The sequence below is a fragment of the Algoriphagus oliviformis genome (assembly GCF_017254915.1).
Taxonomy (GTDB): Bacteria; Bacteroidota; Bacteroidia; order Cytophagales; family Cyclobacteriaceae; genus Algoriphagus; species Algoriphagus oliviformis.
This window is the reverse complement of the sequence record NZ_JAFKCT010000004.1, coordinates 370,395-387,685: the sequence shown is the minus strand read 5'-3', so window position 1 is coordinate 387,685 and position 17,291 is coordinate 370,395. Positions and strand designations below refer to the sequence as shown.

Sequence of the window (17,291 nt, the reverse complement as noted above, 5' to 3'; positions counted from 1 at the left end):
ATAGGTTATAGGTGGTCGTTTCCAATTTTTCGCAAAATAATCATTTAGCCCTCACTTATCCTAAGAAAGGTATATTTTTGCCATCTTGCCCAACAGGTTTCTAAACGATTAAAATATAAGCATGAGTGCAGAAAAAATCATCTTTTCCATGGCCGGGGTTTCGAAAGTCTACCCCCCTCAAAAGAAAGTCTTAAAGGATATATATCTCTCGTTTTTCTATGGTGCCAAAATCGGCGTACTCGGTCTGAATGGCTCCGGTAAGTCGTCTTTGCTCAAAATCATCGCCGGGCTGGACAAGGAATTCCTCGGCGAGGTAGTCTGGTCTCCTGGCTACAGCGTCGGCATGCTGGAGCAGGAGCCCCAGCTCGACCCTACGAAGACCGTGAAGGAAGTCGTGGAGGAAGCCGTCGCTGAGACAGTGGCATTGCTCCGTGAGTTTGACCAGATCAATGAAAAATTCATGGATCCCGAGATCATGGAAGATCCCAACGCCATGGATAAGCTCATCCTCAGACAGGGCGAGGTGCAGGAAAAGCTGGACGCCGTCAATGCCTGGGAACTGGATGTAATGCTGGACAAGGCGATGGACGCGCTTCGCCTCCCTCCTGCGGATGCCAACGTGGCACACCTGTCCGGTGGGGAAAAAAGACGCGTGGCGCTTTGTCGTCTGCTCCTTCAAGAGCCGGACGTATTGCTGCTTGACGAACCTACCAACCACCTGGATGCCGAGTCCGTCCACTGGCTGGAGCAACACCTGCAAAACTACAAAGGCACGGTCATCGCCGTGACCCACGACCGATACTTCCTGGACAACGTGGCTGGATGGATTCTCGAGCTGGACAGAGGCGAAGGCATTCCCTGGAAAGGCAACTATTCCTCTTGGCTGGAGCAGAAGCAAAACCGCCTGAAGCAGGAGGAAAAGACCGAATCCAAGCGCCAGAAGACCCTGGAGCGGGAATTGGAATGGATTCGCATGTCTCCCAAGGCTCGCCAGTCCAAAGGCAAGGCTCGTCTGAACGCTTACGACAAGTTGGTCGGAGAAGAAGCGAGAGAGAAAGAAGCCAAACTTGAACTGTTCATTCCGCCAGGGCCACGTTTGGGAGCCAAAGTCATCGAGGTGAATGGCGTGTCCAAGGCCTACGGCGACAAGCTGCTTTTTGAAAACCTGAGCTTTTCCCTGCCGCAGGGTGGGATCGTTGGCGTGATAGGGCCAAACGGAGCCGGTAAAAGTACCCTCTTCAAGCTGATCACCGGGCAGGAAAAGCCCGATTCCGGCAATTTTGAGGTGGGAGAGACCGTGCAGCTGGCCTACGTGGACCAAGAGCACGGTGGCTTGGATCCCAACAAGACCGTCTATCAGATCATTTCCGGCGGCAACGAGCTGATGAAGCTGGGCAATAAGGAAGTCAATGCCAGGGCCTACGTTTCCAAGTTCAACTTTGCAGGCTCGGATCAGGAGAAAAAAGTCGGCGTGCTTTCCGGTGGTGAGCGCAACCGGGTTCATCTGGCCATGATGCTCAAGGAAGGCGGTAACTTGCTCCTCCTTGACGAACCTACCAACGACCTCGACGTGAACACGCTTCGGGCTCTGGAGGAAGCGCTGGAAAACTTCGGGGGCTGCGCCGTGGTGATTTCCCACGACCGTTGGTTTCTGGATAGGATCTGTACCCACATCTTGGCCTTTGAGGGAGATTCACAAGTCGTATGGTTTGAGGGCAACTTCTCCGACTACGAGGAAAGCAAGAAGAAGCGCCTGGGCGATGTCGCTCCGAAGCGAATCCGATATAAAAATCTGAAATAGTCCCAAAGAGAAGGTTAAAGTCAGAAAGCTGAAAACCTCCGGAGTCGGATAGACTTCGGAGGTTTTTTCTTTTGCTAGGAAAAGGCCGAGACTCCTAGCATAACTTTTCTTTTCGGTGGTAGAAACAAAATATTAGACCAATTGGCCTAACTTTGGAATAATAAACGATATTAGCTGTTGCCAAGGTGCTTGCATTGCCGGCTGGAGTTTATCTTGGGCTTCAATTCATTTTGTAAGTCCGAGGCTGGCCATAGCTTGGCGCTTTGCCTGATGTCCTCATTCGTTCCATTTCAAAATCCATGAAATCACTTTCATTCCTTTTTCTTGCAGTCCTGGCGCTCCTCGCCTCTGCCTGCCAAAACCAAACGCCCGCCCAGGCCTCCAAACCCAATATCGTGATCATCTACGCCGATGACATGGGCTTTGGGGACTTGGCCATCCAAAACCCCAATTCAAAGATTCCCACTCCCTACCTAGACCAAATGGCGCGGGAGGGCATGCGCTTCAGTGACGCGCACAGTTCCTCGGGGATCTGCTCGCCAAGCCGCTATGCGCTTTTGACCGGTACCTACCACTGGAGGCGACAGCACGACATCGTGGATTCTTTTGGCAAGCCCTTTTTCGCGGAGGGAGACGTGTCGGTAGCCGATGTGCTCCGTAGCAATGGCTACTCCACCGCTGCCATAGGCAAGTGGCATCTGGGCTGGAACTGGGTGATGAAAGGCGAGCCCAGCGCGGAAATCACGTCGGGGTCTCGTACCGTGAAAGTGGTCGGTCCCGATGATATCGATTGGAGCCAGCCGGTGAAAGGCGGGCCCTTGGACAGGGGCTTTGACTATTATTTTGGCGACGGCACGATCAATTTTCCCCCTTATGCCTGGGTGGAAAATGATCGAGTGGTGGAGGCTCCTACCGAGCTGATGACCTACGACAACATTGGCTATGAGACCAAAGAGGGCCATTGGGAGTTTAGGCCAGGACCAAGGGTGAAGGACTGGAATCCCTATGATGTGCTGCCTACCTTGACCAAGAAAGCCGTGTCCTACATCCAAGAGCAAAAGGAAGACCAGCCTTTCTTCCTCTATTTTGCCTTGCCTTCTCCCCACGCGCCCATTATCCCCAACGAAGAGTTTGACGGGAAATCCCAGGCAGGCGCCTACGGCGATTTCATGGTTCAGACAGATTGGGTAGCCGGACAGGTGCTCCAAGCTTTGAAGGACAAAGGCTTGGAGGAAAATACCCTCGTGATTTTCACCGCGGACAACGGTCCGGAAGCCTATGCCTGGACGCGCGGACTGGAATATGGACACTTCAGCATGGGGGACTTTCGCGGACTGAAGCGCGACGTTTGGGAAGGAGGACACCATGTGCCCTTTATCGTGAAGTGGCCGGGGAAGGTGCCTGCGGGTACCGTCTCTGACCAGCTGATCTCCCAGATCGACCTCATGGCGACCTTGGCTTCGCTCTCGGGCTCCCCTGTCCCGGCTCCGGCGGCTCCGGATAGCTATGACTTCAGCCAAGTGTGGCAAGGCCAAAATCCCGCCAACCCGGTGCGGGAAGCGCTGGTGCACAATACCTACAAAACCATCTGGGGCATTCGAAAGGGTGACTTCCTCTACATCAACGACTCCACGGGAGGGCATCGCAAGATTCCCGCTGACTTCGCCGAACTGAAAGGATACACGGATTTTGACAGTCCGGCGCTGCTCTTCAACATGAAGGAAGACGCCCGCCAGATGCAAAACCTCTACACCTCGGACCTTGAAAAAGCGAAAGAGCTGGCAGAGTTGTTGGAGAAATATAGGGCGGGGCAGTCCACAGCGAAATAGGTCGCTTCCTTTGGAAAACCAGAAGGCTGAAAACCTCCAGGGTCGAAAAGACGCTGGAGGTTTTTTCGTCTTGGTGGTAGGCAGACTTCACCTTTTTCGTTGAACTTATGCCTTGATCCGGTGTCTCGTTGTGGGATTCCTTATACTTCCACTATTCGAATCCTTGCCTGAGTGTTTAGGGAGTGTGCTTTTCGTGAAATAGCAGATTTCATTTCTACATCGATAAAAACGAAAAAAGCCCGCTTTTCAGCGGGCTTTCTGTACCCAGGGCCGGAGTCGAACCGGCACGAGTGTAACCTCATTGGTGTTTGAGACCAACGCGTCTACCGATTCCGCCACCTGGGCATGGTACGCGCCTGATCAGATCAGACTGTGTTTTTACCGTTCCTTGCTGAACGGGCTGCAAATATGATGACTTTTTGTTTTTCCTCCAACAGACTCAGGTCACTTCCAATATTTTTTTTGAGCTGAAGGCCAGGGGCCTTGCGTCAAAAAGCAGCTTGGTGGCGCTCCAGACGGAGTTAAACAGTTCAGAATCACGGTACTGCTGGAGGGATTTTTCGCTGTCCCAGTGGCTGTAGGTGGTGAAAATATTTTTTTCGGTGTAGTCCTGCCAGAGCTCCAAGTGCAGACAGCCGGGGAAATTCCGAATGGAATGTCTGTGGGTTTCGAAGTTTTCCAAAAAGGCCTCCACCGCTTCCGGCCTAAAAGACATCCGCACGATCCTGACCAGCGTCATCCTCCAAAATGGATATATACCACGCTGTCCTGCTTCAGACCGAGGAGTTTGCCTGCATCGCCGTGGTTGATGCCTATTTCCAGGATGTCAAGGCTGTTGAAGAAGGCAAAGGGATCCCCCGCCTCCACTTGGTCGTATCCGTTTTGGAGCTTGTCGACGGTTTCGCGGCCAAACTGGATGTTGAATTTGCCGGGGTTCAGCTTCTCAAAGACCTCCCTGCGGATATTCGTCAACAGGTTGCCATAGCGATCGATCCGGATCACGTGGCCGATGATGTGCTCGCGCGTGGCTTTGGCCTGTCGGGACATGAGCTTGCGGAAGTTGGCCAGTGGTCCGCCAAAGTCGTGGATGGCGGCTCCGCTTGCCACTTTGGCGGCGATGGGGGCTAGGATATCCCGGGTGGGAAAGGTGGAGTCCTTCACGTGTATGTCGGCAAACTGCACCAAGATCCCGGGGTCTTGGTCAGCCAGCATGCTGAGGATGCCGTTGTTTGGCCCCACGAAGATGTGCTCCTCCAGCTTCACTCCGATATAGCCTTGGGTCATGGTGCCTACCGTATTGATGCCCACCAGATGGACGGTTCCCTTGGGGAATTCCCTGAAGCTGGACCGGAGGATAAAGGCCGCGTGCGCGACGTCGTGGGGGTTAATGCTGTGCGAAATGTCGATGATATTCAGCTGTGGGTTGATCGAAAGCATCTTGGCCTTCACGGCCGGTACGTAGTAGTCTTTGTCCCCAAAGTCAGAAAGGAATGTCACCAATGCCATACAAGCAAGTCTATTAAAATTGTGTAGTTTTGTTTGAGGGGGAGCGAACAAAAATAGAAATTTTATTCTTTAGCCTTCAAGGTAAACCTAAATCAAAAAACAAGTTTGGTCGAAAAAGTAATCACCTTAGAGAACGTGCCCCTGGCGGAATTTTTGGGCACCGGCAATGAAAATATCCGGCAGATTGCCCAGGCTTTTCCCCAGAGCAAGATCGTGTCGCGGGGCAATGAAATCCGCATCCAAGGCGGTGCGCCGGAGATCCTGCGCATCAACGATCTGATCAATCTCCTGCTGGAGCACTTCGATCGCTTTGGCCACCTCACCCCGGAAAACGTCAAAGATTACCTCGATATCGAGGGGATTCCCTTTGAGGAAGCCAGCAGGGATCAGGTGATCGTCTTCGGCAACAAAGGACTGGTCATCAAGCCCAAGTCTGCCAACCAGCGCAAGCTCGTGGAGGCCGCCATGAGCAACGATTTGGTTTTTGCCCTCGGCCCAGCCGGAACAGGCAAGACCTACATCGCCGTGGCCCTGGCCGTGAGGGCTTTGAAAAACCGCGAGGTCAAGCGCATCATCATCACCCGTCCGGCAGTGGAGGCGGGGGAGAATCTGGGCTTTCTCCCCGGAGACCTCCAGGAAAAGCTCGATCCCTACCTGAGGCCGATCTACGACGCGCTTCAGGACATGGTGCCGCCCGAAAAGCTCAAATATTACCAAGAAACGCGCGTGATCGAGATCGCCCCGTTGGCTTACATGAGAGGAAGGACGCTGCACGATGCTTTCGTCCTGCTTGACGAAGCCCAAAACACGACCAGTGAGCAGATCAAGATGTTTCTCACCCGTATGGGCCCCAACTCCAAGGTGATCATCACGGGCGACCAGACCCAGGTGGACCTGCCTGTGCGGCAAAAGTCGGGACTCGCCGAGGCGCTCAAGATCCTCAAAGGCGTAAAGGGCATAGGTGTCGTCAGCCTCAGCGGCAAAGACGTCATCCGGCACAAGCTGGTGAAGGCCATCATCGAGGCCTACGAAAAAGATCAAGAAGAAAAAGACCAACAACGCTATGAAGCCAACAGTAGAAAAGGTAACGGATAAGGAGGCGCTCGAGGAGGTGTTCAAAATCCGCGAGCTGGTCTTTGTGATCGAGCAGGAGGTGGATCCGGCGGAGGAGTATGACGAGTTTGAGGAGACTTCCACCCATTTTCTGGCCCGTTTGGAAGGAAAGCCTGCCGGGACTGCCCGCTGGCGCTTTACCAAAAACGGCGTCAAGATGGAGCGCTTTGCGGTGCTGAAGGAAGCCCGCGGCAAAGGCGTAGGCCAGGCCTTGGTGGCCGCCGTGCTGGAGGATGTGAAGTCCCGTCCCGAGGCAGAGGGGAAAACCAAATATCTCCACGCCCAACTCACCGCTGTGCCGCTTTATGCCAAATTTGGCTTCCAGAAAGTCGGAGAGATGTTTGAAGAGTGCAATATCCAACACTTCAAGATGGAGTTGGCTTAATCCTTGCCTTATGCCCCGCAGTTTAAATTCCCGTTTTATGAAAAAAATCATCCTATCCGCTTTTTTTGTCGCGGTACTTTCGGCTTCCGCATTCAGCCAGCAGGTCATCTCTTCTTCTGGTTTGTCCAATCCCAATATCGGCGCCTTTGACAACGAGGTCAAGTTCAACTTCCTCAACCTGATTTTGATGGGGTCGTTTGAAGTGGGCTATGAGCGTTTTCTGAGTGAAAGCCATTCCCTGGACCTCCAGATCCATTTCAACGACCGATTTGGATACAATTCCCAAAATGACGGAAAAAACTACAAGACCAATTCGATCCAGTCGGGATTGAACTTCTATTTCGGCAACAAGCCGAATGGACGGTTTCACGTGTATCCCTTCCTGAAGTTCAGGTTTGGGGACTTTGAGGAGCCCGTGGCCGGGGCGATGGCTTCCACGGACATGACCGCATTCATCATCGGTGCCGGATTTGGGTACAAGTGGGAAGTGTCGGAGCATTTTGCGTTTGGTCCCTTCGCCAGTATCGCCCGCAATTTCAGTGAGGCAGTGACCGACAAGTTCACCGCCATCGAGCCCAATGCCGGCTTCAGTTTGGGCTACCGGTTTTAAAACCCCAAGACAAAGAAATCCAGAGCCTCTCGGGGCTCTTTTTTTGTGCCTGTTATTTTTTAACTTAAGTCTTTAATTTTTCTGAAGATGAGGTTTGCCGACTTTCCATTTTTGAGGTACTTGCCCTTTTTGGTGTCGGGCGTTTTGCTTTCGCAAAGTGGACTCGGAGCGCCCGTCTGGGTATCGGCGGCGGTCATCGGAGGCCTTTGGCTGCTGTACCTATTTTTGCTCTTGGGCAAAAAGACATCTTCGAAACTGGGACTTGCCCTCTTGGGGTATGCCATGCTTTTTGTGTTGGGGGCGCTGCTTTCCGAAGGCCAAAAGAAACGAGCCACTCAGGCGCTTGACCCCGCGCTGGAATTTTGCGAAGCCTATCTCGCCCGGGTGGAAAAGTACGACGTGCAAAAACCAAACTCCCAGGAAAACCTGCTGGAGGTCATCCAACTCAGGGACAGCAGCGCATGGAAGCCCTCCAAAGGCAAAGTGCTCGTCTATCACAAATCGGCCAAACCCCTGCTTCCCGGACAGGTTTTGCTGGTGAGCAAGTCGCCGGAACAGATCCCTCCACCGACATTTCCAAATGAGTTTGACTACCGTGCTTTTTTGGCGAGAAAGGGCATCCATTTTCGCCAGTTTGTGGGCAAGGAGGTCCAGGTGGTCGACCGCGCCGAATCCGGGGATTTCCGCTTTTGGCTGGAGCGGACTCGGAGATCCCTGGTCATGGTCATCCAACGGAAAGTGCTCGGTCTTCAGGCCCAGCAGATCGCGACCGCGCTGCTTCTTGGCCAAAAGGAGAGCCTTGATCGAGAAATACGCGACGCCTATGCCCAGACGGGCACCATGCATATTTTGGCCGTTTCTGGGCTCCACGTCGGGATCATCTATGTCATCCTGCTGTTTCCTTTGAAAGGCTTGCGTTTGGGGAAAAGACCGCGGAAAATCTACCTGTTATTCGTCGTCCTCCTGATTTGGGCCTACGCCGTATTGACGGGTTTTTCGCCCTCGGTCGTCCGCGCCGCGACCATGTTTACGCTGTTTTCCTTGGGACAAATGCGGGAGCGAAAGCCCTCTTCCTGGAATGTCCTCGCCTTTTCGGCCATGCTCATCATAGCGATGGATCCGGGCGTGATTTTCGATGTGGGATTCCAGCTTTCCTATTCCGCCGTCGCGGGAATCTTGCTGCTGCAGCCGCTTATCGTCCGATGGTGGCTGCCGCCTAACCGTGTCGTGGAGTACTTCTGGCAGATCACGGCAGTGAGCATCGCGGCGCAGCTGGGGACTTTTCCCCTTTCCATCCTCTATTTCCATAGCTTTCCCAGCTATTTCCTGCTGGCTAATCTGCTCATCATCCCACTTTCCTTTTTGGTGATGAATGTGGGCATAGCGATGCTGGCGCTGAATTGGGTGCCTTTTTTGGGAAACCTGCTCGGCTGGATCGTCAGCGGTCTGATTTGGCTTCAAAACTGGCTCACCGTCCAGATCCAGCAGCTGCCGGGCGGGAATATGGAGCGCCTCACGATCACGCTTACCGGAATGCTCCTGGTATGGGGCTTGTTGATCGTCTGGGCCAACTGGGAGTGGGGAGACCGGAGAAAGCTCGTTTACTTGATGATCGGGCTGTTTCTGGCTTGGAGGGCTGAAAGGTTGGGTCGGGAGCTGCGACAGCCAGCCTCCGAGCTCTTGGTTTTCTCTGGGGAAAAGGGATTGCTCATGGACTTCAAAGTCGGCGATCAACATTTCTCCTGGAACGAAAGCTTTCCTCTGGAGCAAATCAGCTTCTCCATCGATCCGAACCGCGTCGCCGCCCATCGCCCGCAAATGCCCGAGTCGGTGCTTGCGTTGGATGGGGAAGGTTTTCGGTATTTCCCGATTTTTGGATTTCGCTTTGGAGCCAAAGACAACTCCCTGCACTGGGAAGGAAAAGGACCGCGGAAGGTCGAGCGTATTTTGCCGGACGGAGGGACAGATGCCCTACCACTGGACTCGCTCTCCGCAAATAATGGCGCATTTCAGGTAGTTTTCTGATCGCCCGCTTGCCCTTGGCTTTTTCTCCCCGTAATTTATCCCTTCGTTAAAATGACCCCATGGACACCCCTGTGCTCACCCATATCGAAGACCGCGTAGGCTATGTCACGCTGAACCGGCCCGACAAGCGTAATGCCCTGAGCCCAGAGCTCATCGGCACCCTCGGGGCGGCGTTTTCGGATTTTGCTCAGCGCAAAGAAGTAAAAGTGGTCGTCTTGCGGGCAGAGGGAAAGGCTTTTTGTGCCGGGGCGGACTTGGCCTATCTGGAGGAATTGCAGCAAAATTCCTTTGAGGAAAACCTCGCCGACAGCCGTCGCTTGGGGCAGCTTTTCTCCCAGATCTACGAGTTTCCCAAGCCAGTCATCGCCCAAGTGCAAGGCCATGCCTTGGCCGGGGGCTGCGGTTTGGTCACAGTCTGTGATTTCGCTTTTGCGGCAGCGGAGGCCAAGTTTGGCTACACCGAGGCCAAAATCGGCTTCGTTCCGGCCTTGGTGTCGGTGTTTTTGGCGGAGCAAATCGGGCAGGCGAAAGCGACTGAGCTGTTGCTTTCCGCCGAAGTGATCTCCGCCGAAAAGGCAGCAAACCTCGGGCTTGTCACCGAGGTTGTCGATACCGGGAAGCTCGAAGCGCGCGTCCTGGATTTTGCGCAGCAGCTCGTCACCGAAAACTCGGCCTTTTCCATGCAGGAGACCAAACGACTGCTCAGAAGCCTCAATGCCAAGTCCCGTCAAGAAGCCCTCGATCAGGCCGCAGAAGCCAATGCCAAAGCGAGAGGCCACGCGGACTGCGTGAAGGGCATCGCGGCCTTTCTGTCCAAAACCAAGCCCAGCTGGTAATTGGAAACTCAACTGCTACATATACTTCGGGAGGTTTTCGGTCTGGAGGACTTTCGTCCCGTCCAGCGCCAGGTCATCGACGCGGTGATGGAGGGGGGGGACACGCTGGCGCTTTTGCCGACAGGCGGGGGGAAAAGCCTCTGCTACCAAGTCCCCGGACTGGCAAGGGAAGGCATCTGCCTGGTCGTGTCTCCGCTGATCGCGCTGATGAAAGACCAGGTGGACAACCTCAAAGCCAAGGGCATCAAAGCGGCGGCCATCTACTCGGGCATGAGCCACCGCGAGATCGATACCACGTTGGACAACTGCATCTACGGGGACTTCAAGTTTCTTTACGTTTCCCCCGAGCGGCTGAAGCAGGAGCTTTTCATCGAGCGCTTTCGGCAGATGAAGGTCAACCTGATCGCCGTGGACGAGGCGCATTGCATCTCGCAGTGGGGCTACGACTTTCGGCCGCCTTATCTGGAGATCGCCGCCATCCGGGCTTTTCACCCAAAAGTAAATGTACTGGCTCTCACCGCTTCGGCCACGCCTCAGGTCTGCGCGGACATTGTGGACAAGCTGGAAATGAAGCGGCACCGTGAGTTCCACCAGAGCTTTTCCCGCAAAAACCTCAGCTACAGCGTGCGCTTGGTTGAAAACAAGCTGGAAAAAGGGATAGAGATCCTCAGCCGCATCCCCGGCACGGCGATCTGGTACGTGAGAAACCGCCAAGCTACCCAACAGATCGCCAAAGCGCTCCATCAGCTCGGGATTTCCGCCGCGGCCTACCACGCTGGACTTTCCAACTCGGATCGGGCTGAGCGTCAGGAGGCCTGGAAAGCAGATCGCGTGCGGGTGATGGTCAGTACCAATGCCTTTGGGATGGGGATAGACAAACCGAACGTGCGGGTGGTGATCCACAGCGATCTGCCGGAAAACCTCGAAAACTACTACCAGGAAGCGGGTCGTGCGGGGCGAGACGGGCGGAAGGCCTTTGCGGTGCTGCTGGCCAACGAGCAGGATTTTGAGCAGCTGAGCCGCCGGGCTGAGCTGGTCTACGCGCCCATCGACTACCTCAAGCGGGTCTATCAATGCCTCGCCAACTACTACCAGCTGGCCGTGGGCAGCAACATGCTGAGCAGCTTTGACTTTGACCTGTCGGACTTTTGCCAGACCTATGGCCTGGAAGTGCTGGACACCTTCTATGCGCTCAAAGTCTTGGCCGAAGAGGGCTTTGTGGAGATCAACGAGAGTTTTTTTGCGCCTTCAAGAGTCCATTTTCAGGTCGATCCCAGCAAGCTCTACGAGATACAGATCGCCTATGCCAAGCTCGATCCCGTGGTCAAAATGCTCCTGCGGACCTATGGGGGCAATCTTTTTTCCGAATTCATCCGCATCCAGGAGGGCAAGCTGGCGAAGGCGCTCGGCATGAGGGAGTCCGAGCTGGTCAAGGCGCTTCAGGATCTCCAAAAGCTGGAAGTGATGGACTACGACCAGCGAAAGGACAAGCCCCAGCTCACCTTTCTCACCCATCGCTACGATGCGGGTAAGCTGCCCTTCAACCTTCCCCGCATCGCCAGCCGGAAGCAGCTTACTTTGGACAAAGCCAAAAGCATGGTCTCCTATACCCGACAGGCGAAGCTTTGCCGTACGCAGTTTATCCAGGAGTATTTCGGGGAAAAGACCGACGAGGTCTGCGGAATCTGCGATGTCTGTATCGAGGAGAAAAAAAAACAGGCTCCCCAAAGCCAGGAAGATCGGCTGAAGCGAAGGATTTTGGAAACTTTGGAAGAGACAGGCGGGTTATCAGAGCAGGACTTGTTTTTGACACTCGGCAAACCAAGGTCCGACTCCAACCTGCACTTGCTCCGTCAACTGATCGACCAAAACCTGGTCAGCATCTCTCCCGATGGGCACATCTTGACTTTAGCCCATGGGTAATTTCTTCGACGACCTATTCAGAAATGTGTTTAAGCCCGCTGGGGAGTCGCCCATGACGGTTCGGGAAAATTTCGTGATCAAGGAGAGCGAGCAAGCCGACCTGAAGGAGTGGATGGAGTCCGAGGCCTGCGAGCGCCTCTTTGCCTTGGTTTACAAAAACTACCATTTCAAGCGCACCGGCATAGAAGCTCCCCCTCGGGTGCATATCTTGGATTCTCCCTATGCCAACGGTTTTGCGGTGACGTACGAGGAGCCTTTGGACATGAAATCATTTTCCCGGCTTTTTTTGGCTTTTAGCCAAAGGATTTTAGCTTTGGGATATGAGCAGGTGAGCCTGGATCGGAAGTTTGAGGAAACGGCCGACCGGGTGAAGGTGAGCGAGAAATTCTATTTTAAGCCTCCCCTTCAACTTCCGGCTGAAGGAGAGCTGATTTCTCAGCTGTACGGAAATGTGGCGTTGGAGAAAGTGAGTGTAGACAATAAGCCCAGTTTTATCAAGTTGCTGGCGACGGTGTATTCCGATCGTCTTTATCAGGATGCCAAACCTTTCGATCAACTGATGGATCGGATCTTTGAAACACACACCAATGGATAGAATCAAGCTTAGAAACCAACTCGAAAAATACCGCACCCCCTACGAGGAAGAGGCGGCTTTTATCTCGGATTTTGCGGAGCTCACCCATGATCCCTTGGCCTACAAGCGGGAGCGTCTGGACGGACACTTCACGGCCTCTTCGTGGGTGGTGAACCAAGAGCGTACCCACACGCTGCTGACGCTCCACCGCAAGCTCGGCCGATGGCTGCAGCTCGGCGGTCATGCCGACGGCAACGAAAACCTCATGGACGTCGCCCTGCAGGAAGCCCGGGAGGAAAGTGGCCTGAGCTCCCTGCAATTTGTGGACTCTTCCATCTTCGACATCGACAAGCACATCATCCCCGAGCGCCCGCATGTGCCGCAGCACTTCCATTTTGACGTGCGCTACCTGCTGGAGGCCGATATCAACGAGCCCTTGGAGATGAGCGACGAGAGCATCTCCCTCGCCTGGATCGCTTTTGACTCCGTGGTGGACATGATCGGGTACAATCCCTCCATTCTCCGCATGCTCGAAAAGACCAGCAAATCAGAAATATTGCTTTGAAAAATCCCGTAAGCCCGGCTGCACTGAGAGAAAGTTTCGCGTTTTCGATTCCGCTGCAGATCCGCTTTTCCGACATCGACGGCTACCTGCATGTCAACAACGGTGTCTACTTCAACTATTTCGAACACGCCCGGGCGGTGTTTCTCCATGAGGTTTGCGCTTGGGATGTACTTTCCTTTGGAGTAGTGGTCGGAAGGGTGGAGATCGATTATCTGCGCCCGATCCACTTGGAAGACCAGGTGGAGGCCTTGGTCAAGTGCTCCCGTCTAGGCAATTCCTCTTTTGACTTGGAGCAGGTTTTGGTGGGAAAAGACAAGCAGGGCCGCGAACATATTTATGCAAAATGCCTTTCCGTACTGGTGGCGGTGGACATGAAAACCATGAAGCCCACCGCTATCCCCGAGGAGTATAGACTGAAGTTGGCGGCTGGGTAAGCGCTAATTCCCTATCTTTGCCGAAAAATTACCCCTGTGAAGAAACTTTGGATCTTGGGTTTGCTGGCGGCGACTCTGTTTGCCTGCAAGCCAAATGAGGAAGAGCTGCTGAAAGCCGGAATCGAGAAAATGGACACCCAGGCTTGGCCGGAAGCGGTGTCGCTTTTTGACCAACTTCTCGAAATCAACCCCGAAAATGCCCAGGCCCTGAATGCGAAAGGCGTGGCGCTTTTCCAGCAGGGAAAGATCGAAGAAGCGATCCCGGTCTTCGATGCGGCGATCCTGGCGGACTCTACGAGCTACAAGCCCTGGTTTAACCGCGGCAATGCCAAGATGGAGCAGGAAAAATACAAGGAAGCGCTGGCCGACTTCAACATGGCTACGGCGCTGGATCCTTCCCAATCCGATATCTTTTTCAACCGTGGCACCGCGCTGCTCAACATGGAGGAGTACGAAGATGCCCTACTGGATTTCCAAACCGTACTTCAAGCCGACCCAAACCAGGCCGAGGCTCATTTCCGCAAGGCTAAAGCCGAGCTGGGCATGAACGACCCCATCCATGGCATGGAGTCGCTCACCAATACCGTGAACCTCGATCCCAAAAACGCCGAAGCCTACTACCTGCTGGGCGTGACCCGTATGAGTGCTTTGGGACAAAAGGGCGAAGGCTGTGCCGATCTGAAGATGGCGCTTTCCCTCGGCTACGCCGACGCGGAAACCTGGATCAAAGACTTCTGCGAGGAATAAAATGGCAGAGATCGGCAAAGACATAGCATCCGCAAAAGCCTTTCTCGAAAAAGGCCAGCTCGTGGGCATTCCCACCGAGACCGTCTATGGACTTGCCGGCAATGCGCTCGATTCCGAAGCCGCCGCGTTGATTTTTGAGACCAAAAATCGGCCGGGCTTTGATCCGTTGATTTTGCACACCTCGTCCATCGAGCGGGTGGGGGAATTTGTGAGGGAGTTTCCCGAGCAGCTGAGAGTCCTGGCGGAGAATTTTTGGCCGGGACCACTGACGCTGCTGTTGCCGAGAAAGGCCATCGTGCCCGATCTGGTGACTTCCGGTTTGGATCGCGTCGCTGTGCGAGTGCCCCAGCATCCCCTCACGCTCGCCCTGCTGGAGGAGCTGTCTTTTCCGCTCGCGGCTCCCAGTGCCAATCCCTTTGGGTATATCAGTCCGACCCGTCCTTCCCACGTGGAGGCGCAGCTGGGAGACAGGATTCCCTACATCCTGGACGGTGGCGCTTGTACGGTGGGTCTTGAGAGTACCATTGTCGGCATGGAGGCAGGGGAAATCACCATTTATAGGCTGGGCGGACTGGAAATCGCCGAACTCGAAAAGCTGGTGGGGCCTGTGACCATCAAAGACCACAGCTCCAGCAATCCCGCCGCGCCCGGTCAGCTAGACAGCCACTACTCACCACGGAAACCCTTTTTGTTGGGAGATCTTCAGGAGTTGATTCGGGAGAAAAAAGCCCAAGGGGAAAACTTCGCGGTGCTGAGCTTCTCTCAAGCTTTTTCCGACTTGGAGCCGGGGAGGCAGATTGCCCTCAGCCCGAGCGAAAACCTGCACGAAGCAGCCAAAAACCTTTTTGCAGCCATGCGGGAGCTGGACGAAAGTCCGGCGACAGTGATCCTCGCAGAGCTGATGCCCGAGACAGGCCTTGGCCGCGCGATCAATGATCGACTGAGAAGAGCGGCAGCGAAGTAGGGAAAGTATCAAGTAGCTAGACGCAAGTATCAAGAAGGGGAGGAGTAGCTCTAGTTTCAAATCTCTAATTTCAAATCTCAAATCTTAAAAATAGGTCGCTGAGCGAAAACCTCACTTTTTAACCTTGCCACTTTACCACCTTGCAAACCCCCTGTCCCAATTTTCCAATCCACCCCGGCGGACAAGTCTTTAAAATCTTTCAATTTTCCAATCCCAAAGGTTAACTTGAGGCTCTTTTAACAGAAGCCAGTCAAAAATCTTTCAAACCATTTCCTATGAGTTCAACAGTGAAAAACGTGGACAGCCTGAATTTTGCAGGCAAAAAGGCCCTGATTCGTGTGGATTTCAACGTGCCATTGGACGAGAACTTCAACGTCTCCGACGATACCCGTATCCAAGCCGCGGTGCCCACCATCAAGAAAATCCTGGGCGAGGGCGGCTCCGCCATCCTGATGTCCCACCTCGGCCGTCCCAAGGGAGGCCCTGAGGAGAAATATTCCCTGAAGCACATCATCCCGGCGGTGGAAGCCGCTTTGGGTACCAAAATCAAATTTGCTCCAGACTGCATCGGAGCAGAGGCAGCCGAACTGGCGGCAGGACTGGGTGCCGGTGAGGTGCTTTTGCTCGAAAACCTGCGATTTTACAAAGAAGAAGAAAAAGGCGACGTGGACTTTGCCGGCAAGTTGGCCAAGCTGGGTGACATCTATGTCAACGATGCCTTTGGCACTGCCCACCGTGCGCACGCTTCCACAGCCGTGATTGCACAGTTTTTCAAAGACAAAGTAGCCGGATACCTCATGGAGTCCGAGCTGACCAATGCGGACAAAGTCCTCGGCAATCCCGAGCGTCCCTACACCGCCATCATGGGTGGGGCCAAGATCGCCGACAAAATCCTCATCATCGAGCGTCTGCTGGAGAAGGTGGACAACCTGATCATCGGCGGCGGTATGTCCTATACTTTTGCGAAAGCGCAAGGCGGATCCATCGGTACTTCCCTGCTGGAGGCCGACAAGCTGGACTTTGTGCTGGAGCTGATGGAAAAAGCCAAAGCCAAAGGCGTAAACCTGATCCTTCCGGTTGACACCGTGATTGCGGATGCGTTTTCCAATGAAGCTAACCAAGGTATTGCCAAAAAAGGCGAGATTCCTGACAACTGGATGGGCTTGGACATCGGGCCTGAGACCCGCGACCTCTTCGGCAAGGTGATCTCCGAATCCAAAACCATCCTCTGGAACGGGCCAATGGGCGTGTTTGAGATGGAGTCTTTTGACAAGGGAACCAAAGCCGTGGCCGAGTCCGTGGCGCAAGCGACCAAGGCTGGAGCCTACTCGCTGATCGGTGGTGGCGACTCAGCTGCTGCGGTCAACAAGTTTGGCTACTCCGACCAGGTGTCCTACGTATCCACCGGCGGTGGGGCTTTGCTGGAGCACATGGAAGGCAAAGTCCTTCCGGGTGTGGCTGCCTTGGCAGAATAAGCTGATAAGAACGGACAAAACGAAGGCCGACTGCAAAGTCGGCCTTCGTTCGTTTATGACCCTCGGGATAGCGTCAGCGCGATCTGCCCGGCATGGTGTGCATTGTGAAAGAGAATATGGGAAAACAGGCGGATTTTTGAGACTGTCCCGAAAAACGGCGTGTCAACCTTTTGCGACCAGTCGGACGCTGGGGTCGTTCGCACCAGGTTTTCCAGCATCTCAAAGCCAATGGAAATGTAGCGGTGGCTTTCCTCCAAGTCAAAGCGCTGGCCCTTGTCTTCTTTGCCCATGGTCGTGTTGGGTACGGCAGGCGGGATGCCAAAGAAGTATCCAAACAGATTCATGGTCTCGCCTATGTGTCTGTAGATGAATCCTATGCTGGCCGCGCTGGGATTCAGCCTCCAGGCGGAGTTTTCCGACGAAACCCGGTCAAGGGCAAAGGAGCAGGTGAGCTTGTTTTGCTCCAGCATGCTCAGCAGCAGATCTTGTGTGACACTCATGATA

The 17,291-nt window shown here is 54.2% G+C and carries 17 protein-coding genes and 1 tRNA gene; 14 read left to right on the top strand and 4 right to left on the bottom strand.

Features of this window, described 5'->3' with window-relative positions:
* Positions 1 to 121 precede the first annotated feature (121 nt).
* Both ettA and J0A68_RS12165 read left to right on the top strand, forming a co-directional pair.
* Positions 122 to 1,801: an energy-dependent translational throttle protein EttA gene (gene ettA / locus J0A68_RS12170; RefSeq protein WP_206578483.1), complete on the top strand. Its 1,680-nt coding sequence runs from the start codon at positions 122 to 124 to the stop codon at positions 1,799 to 1,801.
* Between the two features lie 299 nt (positions 1,802 to 2,100).
* Complete coding sequence (locus J0A68_RS12165) at positions 2,101 to 3,630, top strand: sulfatase family protein (protein ID WP_206578482.1); 1,530 nt, start codon at positions 2,101 to 2,103, stop codon at positions 3,628 to 3,630.
* A 261-nt stretch (positions 3,631 to 3,891) separates the two neighbouring features.
* Here J0A68_RS12165 and J0A68_RS12160 read toward each other — a convergent pair.
* The 3 genes from J0A68_RS12160 to J0A68_RS12150 all read right to left on the bottom strand — a co-directional run bounded on the left by J0A68_RS12160 (position 3,892) and on the right by J0A68_RS12150 (position 5,136).
* Positions 3,892 to 3,975 (bottom strand) — tRNA-Leu (locus J0A68_RS12160).
* A 94-nt stretch (positions 3,976 to 4,069) separates the two neighbouring features.
* Positions 4,070 to 4,369, bottom strand: a complete 300-nt coding sequence (locus J0A68_RS12155; RefSeq protein ID WP_236025556.1) for a putative quinol monooxygenase — start codon at positions 4,367 to 4,369, stop codon at positions 4,070 to 4,072.
* Positions 4,366 to 5,136 (bottom strand): SAM hydrolase/SAM-dependent halogenase family protein, encoded by a 771-nt coding sequence (locus tag J0A68_RS12150; protein WP_206578481.1) that lies wholly within the window; start codon positions 5,134 to 5,136, stop codon positions 4,366 to 4,368. Before J0A68_RS12150 ends, J0A68_RS12155 begins: the two co-directional genes overlap by 4 nt.
* A gap of 105 nt (positions 5,137 to 5,241) precedes the next feature.
* Here J0A68_RS12150 and J0A68_RS12145 point away from each other — a divergent pair, with 105 nt between their 5' ends.
* The 12 genes from J0A68_RS12145 (at position 5,242) to J0A68_RS12090 (ending at position 16,787) form a co-directional block, all read left to right on the top strand.
* Positions 5,242 to 6,231, top strand: a complete 990-nt coding sequence (locus J0A68_RS12145) for a PhoH family protein (RefSeq protein ID WP_206578480.1) — start codon at positions 5,242 to 5,244, stop codon at positions 6,229 to 6,231.
* The gene (locus tag J0A68_RS12140; protein WP_206578479.1) at positions 6,200 to 6,634 is read left to right on the top strand and encodes a GNAT family N-acetyltransferase; all 435 of its coding nucleotides are present in this window, start codon (positions 6,200 to 6,202) and stop codon (positions 6,632 to 6,634) included. Before J0A68_RS12145 ends, J0A68_RS12140 begins: the two co-directional genes overlap by 32 nt.
* A 37-nt stretch (positions 6,635 to 6,671) precedes the next feature.
* Positions 6,672 to 7,244: a DUF3575 domain-containing protein gene (locus J0A68_RS12135; RefSeq protein ID WP_206578478.1), complete on the top strand. Its 573-nt coding sequence runs from the start codon at positions 6,672 to 6,674 to the stop codon at positions 7,242 to 7,244.
* Positions 7,245 to 7,331: 87 nt separating this feature from the next.
* Positions 7,332 to 9,269, top strand: coding sequence for a ComEC/Rec2 family competence protein (locus J0A68_RS12130; protein WP_206578477.1), 1,938 nt, complete (start codon positions 7,332 to 7,334; stop codon positions 9,267 to 9,269).
* A gap of 59 nt (positions 9,270 to 9,328) precedes the next feature.
* Positions 9,329 to 10,105, top strand: a complete 777-nt coding sequence (locus J0A68_RS12125; RefSeq protein ID WP_206578476.1) for an enoyl-CoA hydratase/isomerase family protein — start codon at positions 9,329 to 9,331, stop codon at positions 10,103 to 10,105.
* On the top strand, positions 10,106 to 12,028 hold the full coding sequence (locus J0A68_RS12120; RefSeq protein WP_206578475.1) for a RecQ family ATP-dependent DNA helicase: 1,923 nt from the start codon (positions 10,106 to 10,108) through the stop codon (positions 12,026 to 12,028).
* A complete protein-coding gene (locus J0A68_RS12115) occupies positions 12,021 to 12,623 on the top strand; it encodes a hypothetical protein (RefSeq protein WP_206578474.1) in 603 nt (200 codons plus the stop codon). The genes J0A68_RS12120 and J0A68_RS12115 overlap by 8 nt, the downstream gene beginning before the upstream one ends.
* The gene (locus J0A68_RS12110; RefSeq protein WP_206578473.1) at positions 12,616 to 13,167 is read left to right on the top strand and encodes an NUDIX hydrolase; all 552 of its coding nucleotides are present in this window, start codon (positions 12,616 to 12,618) and stop codon (positions 13,165 to 13,167) included. The genes J0A68_RS12115 and J0A68_RS12110 overlap by 8 nt, the downstream gene beginning before the upstream one ends.
* Entirely contained in the window at positions 13,164 to 13,601 is a 438-nt protein-coding gene (locus J0A68_RS12105; protein WP_206578472.1) for an acyl-CoA thioesterase, read from the top strand. Before J0A68_RS12110 ends, J0A68_RS12105 begins: the two co-directional genes overlap by 4 nt.
* A gap of 36 nt (positions 13,602 to 13,637) precedes the next feature.
* Complete coding sequence (locus tag J0A68_RS12100; protein ID WP_317195108.1) at positions 13,638 to 14,348, top strand: tetratricopeptide repeat protein; 711 nt, start codon at positions 13,638 to 13,640, stop codon at positions 14,346 to 14,348.
* A gap of 1 nt (position 14,349) precedes the next feature.
* Positions 14,350 to 15,312, top strand: coding sequence for an L-threonylcarbamoyladenylate synthase (locus J0A68_RS12095; RefSeq protein WP_206578471.1), 963 nt, complete (start codon positions 14,350 to 14,352; stop codon positions 15,310 to 15,312).
* Between the two features lie 275 nt (positions 15,313 to 15,587).
* The gene (locus tag J0A68_RS12090) at positions 15,588 to 16,787 is read left to right on the top strand and encodes a phosphoglycerate kinase (RefSeq protein ID WP_206578470.1); all 1,200 of its coding nucleotides are present in this window, start codon (positions 15,588 to 15,590) and stop codon (positions 16,785 to 16,787) included.
* 53 nt (positions 16,788 to 16,840) lie between these two features.
* On the opposite strand, the gene J0A68_RS12085 is transcribed toward J0A68_RS12090, so the two are convergent.
* A complete protein-coding gene (locus tag J0A68_RS12085) occupies positions 16,841 to 17,287 on the bottom strand; it encodes a DinB family protein (RefSeq protein WP_206578469.1) in 447 nt (148 codons plus the stop codon).
* Between the last annotated feature and the right edge of the window lie 4 nt (positions 17,288 to 17,291).